This window comes from Secundilactobacillus malefermentans DSM 5705 = KCTC 3548 (genome assembly GCF_001436395.1).
GTDB classification, from domain to species: domain Bacteria; phylum Bacillota; class Bacilli; order Lactobacillales; family Lactobacillaceae; genus Secundilactobacillus; species Secundilactobacillus malefermentans.
In genome coordinates this window covers 1-1,807 of record NZ_AZGJ01000096.1, presented here as the reverse complement: position 1 = coordinate 1,807, position 1,807 = coordinate 1, and the positions used below count along the sequence as shown (strand labels likewise).

2 protein-coding genes are annotated in these 1,807 nt (G+C 38.6%); both read right to left on the bottom strand.

Features of this window, described 5'->3' with window-relative positions:
• Positions 1 to 23: 23 nt before the first annotated feature.
• Entirely contained in the window at positions 24 to 761 is a 738-nt protein-coding gene (locus tag FD44_RS09810) for a YebC/PmpR family DNA-binding transcriptional regulator (RefSeq protein WP_010620725.1), read from the bottom strand.
• A 144-nt stretch (positions 762 to 905) separates the two neighbouring features.
• Complete coding sequence (locus tag FD44_RS09805; RefSeq protein ID WP_010620724.1) at positions 906 to 1,625, bottom strand: hypothetical protein; 720 nt, start codon at positions 1,623 to 1,625, stop codon at positions 906 to 908.
• Positions 1,626 to 1,807 lie beyond the last annotated feature (182 nt).

The window sequence follows — 1,807 nt, the reverse complement described above, 5'->3', positions numbered from 1 at the left end:
AACAGGATTTGACAGAGAGCCATTTATTCAATTCCTTCTGGTAACTTAGCTGCTTCATAAACGTCAGAAACATCATCGTCACTTTCAAGTTCATCAATTAATCCTTGATACTGAGAAGTTTTATCTTCTGGAACTTCCATAACATTTTCAGGGAACATTGTTACTTCGGCAGTATCTAAATCATATTTTTTGGCTTGTAATGCATCTCGAACACTTGGCATATCTGATGGTGTTGTATAAATCTCGAAAGCATCATCAGTTGTGTTCATGTCTTCGGCACCTGCATCGAGTGCATCCATTAGCATTGTATCTTCATCTGTATCTAAGCCGTCACGCAAGATAACAATATAACCTTTACGATCAAACATATAGGATACTGAACCATCGGTACCAAGAGCACCACCATGATGAGTAAATGCTGAACGGACTGCTGCTGCAGTTCGGTTCTTGTTATCAGTTAAGGCCAAAACCATGACAGCCGTTCCGCCAGGTCCGTAACCCTCATAAGTAATTTCTTCGAACTTCGCGCCGCCAAGACCAGATGCCTTGTCAATCGCACGTTGTACATTATCCTTAGGCATATTCGCAGAACGTGCCTTTTCCATTACCAACCTAAGTTGAGGATTGTTCGCGGGATCAGGATCACCTGCTTTAGCAGCTTGGTACAAATCACGTGATATTTTTTGGAAAATTTTTCCACGCTTAGCATCTTGGGCGTTTTTACGACCTTGGATGTTATGCCATTTTGAATGTCCTGACATCTTGACTCCTCTTTTCTTATAATTAGTAATCCGCATAAACAGACAAATATTATATTATCACGCTTTGCGTCAGTTTTCAACATCTGTCAATCATATAACCCAAATACTGTCCAATCAGTGTTTAAAACCGTTAAAAGGATTATTCTAGGATTTTCTAAAGACTCTATGTCCCAGCATAACAATTAAACCAACTAACCCTGTCATGACCCCAACAAAGGCCAGCGTGACAATAGAACTTTCTCCAACGGTACTCATCATTTGAGCCTCAAATTGGGAGGCACTTGCCTCAAAACTTGGTAAGTTAATGATGACCGTTACGCCTAACCCAGCAATCAAAATGCCAGCCATGAACAACGCCGGTCCCAAAGAACGCCAAAAATGATGTTTAAGGATCGAAATGACGGCCATTAAAATCGTTAAAATGACTGACGCGACACCCAGATAAAAATTATATTGATTCACTTGAAAATATAAATTTTGATAAGCTGACAATTTTTGCTGAATTTTAGTTTCAAATCTTTTTGCAAGGTCATTTGCAACAGTCTTAACAAGCGTTTTTGAAACTTGATTATCGATCCCAGCTGTTTTTGCCTTGTTTGTCACTAATTGTTGAAATTGAGCTTCAATTTTTTGATTTGTCTGATCTGTCGTTTCATCACCAGATAATAATGATTTCACTTCGGTTTTAAAAACAGTTGAAACCATACCAGTTGTCACCAAGTTTTGGCTAACTCCTGCACCATTTAGGTCGTCATTTATCTCCGTTGCCAACGATTTCATGACACTAGTTTGCTCGACCTTTTGCGCTACATACTTTGGACTTAAAACTGTCGATTTTATTGTAAGTGTCGTTGCAAAGGCCACTAGTACAATCGCCCATATAAAATTAAAGAACGGATGACGTCGCTGAACGCGTAATCCTGAAGATGAATCTTGTCGCCTTGATAATCTACTATCTGATTCGATAACAATCACCTCATATATAATAGTATCGCATAAAACGTTTCTATAATTATAATACAAAAAAACTGACTAACATTAGTGGT

Excerpts from the sequence above, each read along its gene's own strand:
- FD44_RS09810 (WP_010620725.1), bottom strand. The coding sequence starts at position 761 with ATGTCAGGACATTCAAAATGGCATAACATCCAAGGTCGTAAAAACGCC.